The organism is Candidatus Phytoplasma citri (assembly GCF_002009625.1).
Lineage (GTDB): Bacteria > Bacillota_I > Bacilli_A > Acholeplasmatales > Acholeplasmataceae > Phytoplasma > Phytoplasma citri.
In genome coordinates this window covers 1-4,967 of record NZ_MWKN01000048.1, presented here as the reverse complement: position 1 = coordinate 4,967, position 4,967 = coordinate 1, and the positions used below count along the sequence as shown (strand labels likewise).

The following is a 4,967-nucleotide window of genomic DNA, read 5'->3' as shown; positions in this document are numbered from 1 at the left end:
GCGGTGTGCTGGGAAACTTGCTTGTCCGGTTTGGACGGGGGCTGATTGTAAATAAAACAGCAAATACAAATCGCTGCATAAAACGCAATTAATCTATCCGTATTATTATATTAAGTTCTAAATTATTGAAAAATTTCTTTTCCGATTTTGTAATTAATCTAGACTTAGAGATATATAATAAATAATAAATTTATTATTAATTCAATTATTTATATCCCGATTTATATTATTTGTTAATAATATTTAAACAAAATATTATTATATAATTGTTGATGGTTATAAAAAATATTAATAATTAAAATATTCATAAAAAATATAAATTTTAATTCATTTAATAAAAAAATAATTAAATAATAAAAATAAACGATATATTTTAATATTCATAACAAAAAATTATTTGTTAAACTGAAAATTATATATAAAATCTGAATAAACTAAAAGATTTATATTAATTTATTCACAAATATTCTCATTCAACAATAATCAAAAAGAATTGATTACTTTGTTTTTTAATTATGAAATTTTTTTGTCATTAATAATTACTTTAAGAGTTTTATATACCTAAATAGAGATTATTTAATATAAATTTACATTACATGAAAGGCACCAAATAAGCCAAATTTCATGCTATCTAACCAATAGCCAGGGCCGATAAACTCTGAAAGGAGATGGTCGGTCCGACAAATGAAAAGATGTTGGATTATAGCAAACCATAAAAGCGGGTTGCGACGAAGTAGTTAATCAAAGAAGATATCGTCACCGAATAGTTCTAAGAATAATCCTAATAAAGCATAAGAAGAATGAGCAGATTTAATAATGACATCCTGTTTCGCAAATTACTGAAAACAAGCAGTCCATAGGTTATCAATATACGCGATATGTATTGGAGAGTTTATCGATTAATAAACCTGGAATTTCATCATTAATAAATGGTTACTTCGCCTAAAGAACCAAGATCTATATTTGAGAGTAACTTAGATAATTATAAAAGCTAGTGATTAAATTAATCAATAATGAAATAAAAGTAATTAGATCTAAGGATAAAGTGAATTTTAGTATTCAGAAGGGTAAAACTATTGACCGGTCTTCAAAATTATCGAATACATTCTTAATGTTTAACTGGGTTGCCACCAATATATAAGCAGGAACTACCCCAGAGCAAACAGAAGAGGAGCTAAATTTAAATAAATTAAAGTATCACTGAAAATACGTTCACAATCCAAATAATCTCAAACTGTTTAAAAGGGCGAATCTTCCCAAATGAAAAGAGAAAACCAGAACTTTAATCCAAGACGGAAACGTCCAAAAAGTCCTAGAATAATTGCATCGATTATCTGCTTAAGATTGATATTAAAGGTTAACTTGGCGTCATCAACTACAAGGTCCTCCAAAAACATTATATTTATATCTATCTTTATTAATAAATCGGAAACAAGTGCTCAAAACTATCCCGAAATGATTGCAAATGAACATCATGAAAAGGGGGTAAATAACAAATCAAAGTCAAGATCCCCCTAAAGAGAAATCATATCATAAAGCTATATATTTAAAGGGGGGTTTTTACAAAGAAAGTTAAAAACTAAACAGCTCGACTCTGATCTTCAATCGGAATACGTGAGATATGCCGATGATTTTATAATCGGCATTAAAGAGAAAAAAGATAAAATGAAAATAATTAAAAAATTATTTTGGAAGTGACTGATTAAAGATTTAGATTTGAAAATCAGCATAGATAAATTCAAGATTGTTATAATAAAGAAAGGTAGTAAATTTTTATTCTTTATGGTTAAAATTAATCTTACCAAAAAATACCATAATCAAAAAAACTAAAAATTCTTTAAACAGTAAACAGATAATTAAAATATATTATCGAGAAAAAACTGTCAACAAATATATTTTTAAGATTGATCATTGTAAGCGCACCAGACAAAAAATATATAATATCGAAAATCTTAAAAAATACAAAAGATCAAGAATAAACATTTAATCAGTAGCGACATAAATTTAATCCTTAAAAAGGGATAAATTAGGGGAGACGGTGTGCTGGAAAAATTATTCGCACCGTTTGGATAGGGACTGTTTGTAATATTTGATAGCTGTCAAAAAAACTCAAATAATCTATCCTTATATATTGGATAATTAATAAATCTAAAAGGAAAATTGAATATGTTTTTAGTTAATAATTTATGGAATCAATTGAAATTTTTTGGAATTTTTTTAGCTGGATTTGGTGCCGGAGGTATTACTTTTTCTCTGGTATATTTATTTTTTATTGTTAAAAATTTTAATAAAAATTTTAAAATTTCTTTTAATAAAACAGAAGATTTAGCAGAAAATGAAAAAGTCAATAAATTAATTAAAAAACATCAATTAACATTTTTAGAAAAAACTCAAGAAAATCCCCAAAAATATATAGAAATATTGTTTCAAGAAATAAAAAAATTAACTTTAGAAATAGCAACTATTTTTTATCCAAAATCGACTTCTCCTTGTTTAGAATTAAATCTTGGAGAAACTTTATTATTAATAGAATATTTACATAAAAGAATTGATATTTTATTTCAAAATAAAATTTTGTGTATTTTTAAACGTATGACTTTGAGACAAATTATGGTTTTAAAATTTAAATTAATAAATAAAAAATATTTACACAAAATTCAAAAAACTAATAAAGTAATGAATTTTTTAAGCACTTCGGTTAATCTAATTAATCCTTTTTATTGGGCTAGAAAATTATTTTTACAACGCCTTTATCATATTTTATTAGATAAAATTGGTTTAGCTATTATTTTGATATCCGGTGAAGAAGTATATAAGGTTTATAGTAAAAAAATTTTTGTTCCTGATCAAGATTTAAAATTATATCTACAAAATTTAAAACAAGAATTAGATAAAAATAATAAATAATAAAATTTAATAATTTTAATAATTATTATTTTATGAAAAAAATAAGAAGAGTAAGATAATGAGTAAATTTTATATTCAATGGTTTCCTGGTCATATGAAAAAAACCTTTAAAGAAATAAATCAATGTTTAAAAATGATTGATTTAATTTTAGTAATTTTAGATGCCAGAATACCTTATTCAAGTATTAATTGGGAATTATTGAAAACATTTAATAACAAGCCATTTTTATTATTATTAAATAAAATATCTTTAGCTGATATGTCTAAAATAAATATTTTTAAAAATTTTTTCGAAAAACATAAAATACCAGTATTATGGATTGATGCTAAATCAAAAATTAATATCCATCAAATTAAATCCTATATATATAAGATTTTAAAAATAAAAAATCCCTTTTTGGAAAATAAAATTTTAAGATTAATGATTACCGGTATTCCTAATGTGGGTAAATCAACATTAATTAATTGTTTAGCTAATAAAAAGGTTGTTAAAATTGCTAATATGCCAGGTGTCACAAAACAAATGCAATGGATTAAAATAGATCCGAGAATGAAATTATTAGATACTCCTGGAATTTTATATCATAAATTTAGCGATCCTTATGTTGGATATAATTTGGCTATTTGTGGTTGCATTAAATCCACTTTATATCCGAAATTGCCTATTGTAGAATATTTATTAACTTATCTTAAAAAAAATTATTATCAAAATTTAAAAAAATGCTTTAATTTGGATGAACAAGAATTAGAATCACCTAATTTATGGTATAAAATATCTCAAAAAAATCTTTATTTAACAAAAAATAATATTCTTGATGAAAATAAAGTTTTAGAAATGATTTTACATAAAGTTTCTAATGGTTTTATAGGTCCTGTTAATTTTGATTTAAATTTCTTTAATGTGATATAATTAATTTAAAAGTTTGACCTAAAAATAATTTATAACAGAAAAATTCGTTTTATTAATTTTTAATAATTTCTGTAAGGAGCATTTAATTGTGAAGTCAAAAGTAATTATTGTAGAATCGCCTGCCAAAGCTAAAACTATTAGTAGTTTTTTTGATCATAAAATTTTAGTTTTATCTTCAAAAGGACATATACGTAATTTATCTTTAAAAGGTAAAGATAATTTAGGAATTGATATTGATAATAATTTTAAACCTGATTATTGTATTATTAAAGGTAAAGAATCTACAGTTCAAGAGTTGATTTCTAAAACTAAAGATAAAAATGTTTTTATAGCTACTGATTTTGATAGAGAAGGTGAAGCTATTGCATGGCATTTAGCTCAAGTTTTAAAATTAAATCCTTTACATAAAAATAGAATTTTTTTTAGTGAAATTAATAAAAATGTTGTTATTAAAGCTTTTAACAATCCTGTAATAATTAATAAACGTTTAGTAGAATCGCAAGAAACTCGTTTAATATTGGATAAAATTATCGGTTTTAAATTGTCATCTTTAGTAAAACGTATTCGTTCTAAATCAGCAGGACGTGTTCAATCAGTAGCTTTAAAACTGGTTGCTGAACGCGAAAAGGAACATAACGAATTCATTCCTGAAGAGTATTTTTTAATTAAAGCTTTTTTTGGAGATTTTACGGCTAATCTAATGGTTGATCCGAAAAAACCTAAAATTAAATCGGAAGAATCCGATCGAATTATAAATCAGCTCAAAGATAAACAATTTTATTTACAAGATGTAATTAAAACTAAAACCTTAAGTAAACCGCCTAAACCATTTATTACAGCTACTTTACAACAAGAAGCGTTTAAATATTTAGGAATGAATTCCCGAAAAACTATGATAATTTCTCAAAAACTTTACGAAGGTGTGAAAATAAACCAAGAAATAATTGGATTGATTACTTATATGAGAACTGATTCTTATTGTATGTCTCAAGAGTTTATAGGAGAAGCTAAAAAATTTATTTCTGAAAAATTTGGCTCTTCTTATGTTAATAATAGGGCGCCAAAGAGGCCTAAATTTCGTGCTATCTAACCAATAGCCAGAGCTGATAAACTCTGAAAGGAGATGGTCGGTTTGACAAACGAAAGAATG

General features: G+C 24.3%; 3 protein-coding genes. All 3 read left to right on the top strand.

All coding sequences use genetic code 11. The features are described from left to right. Positions 1 to 2,166 precede the first annotated feature (2,166 nt). The 3 genes from B2G44_RS01655 (at position 2,167) to B2G44_RS01645 (ending at position 4,907) form a co-directional block, all read left to right on the top strand. Positions 2,167 to 2,907: a hypothetical protein gene (locus tag B2G44_RS01655; protein ID WP_078123113.1), complete on the top strand. Its 741-nt coding sequence runs from the start codon at positions 2,167 to 2,169 to the stop codon at positions 2,905 to 2,907. A gap of 58 nt (positions 2,908 to 2,965) precedes the next feature. Beyond that, on the top strand, positions 2,966 to 3,817 hold the full coding sequence (gene ylqF / locus B2G44_RS01650; RefSeq protein ID WP_078123112.1) for a ribosome biogenesis GTPase YlqF: 852 nt from the start codon (positions 2,966 to 2,968) through the stop codon (positions 3,815 to 3,817). Positions 3,818 to 3,905: 88 nt separating this feature from the next. Beyond that, positions 3,906 to 4,907, top strand: a complete 1,002-nt coding sequence (locus tag B2G44_RS01645) for a DNA topoisomerase (protein ID WP_257616367.1) — start codon at positions 3,906 to 3,908, stop codon at positions 4,905 to 4,907. Positions 4,908 to 4,967 lie beyond the last annotated feature (60 nt).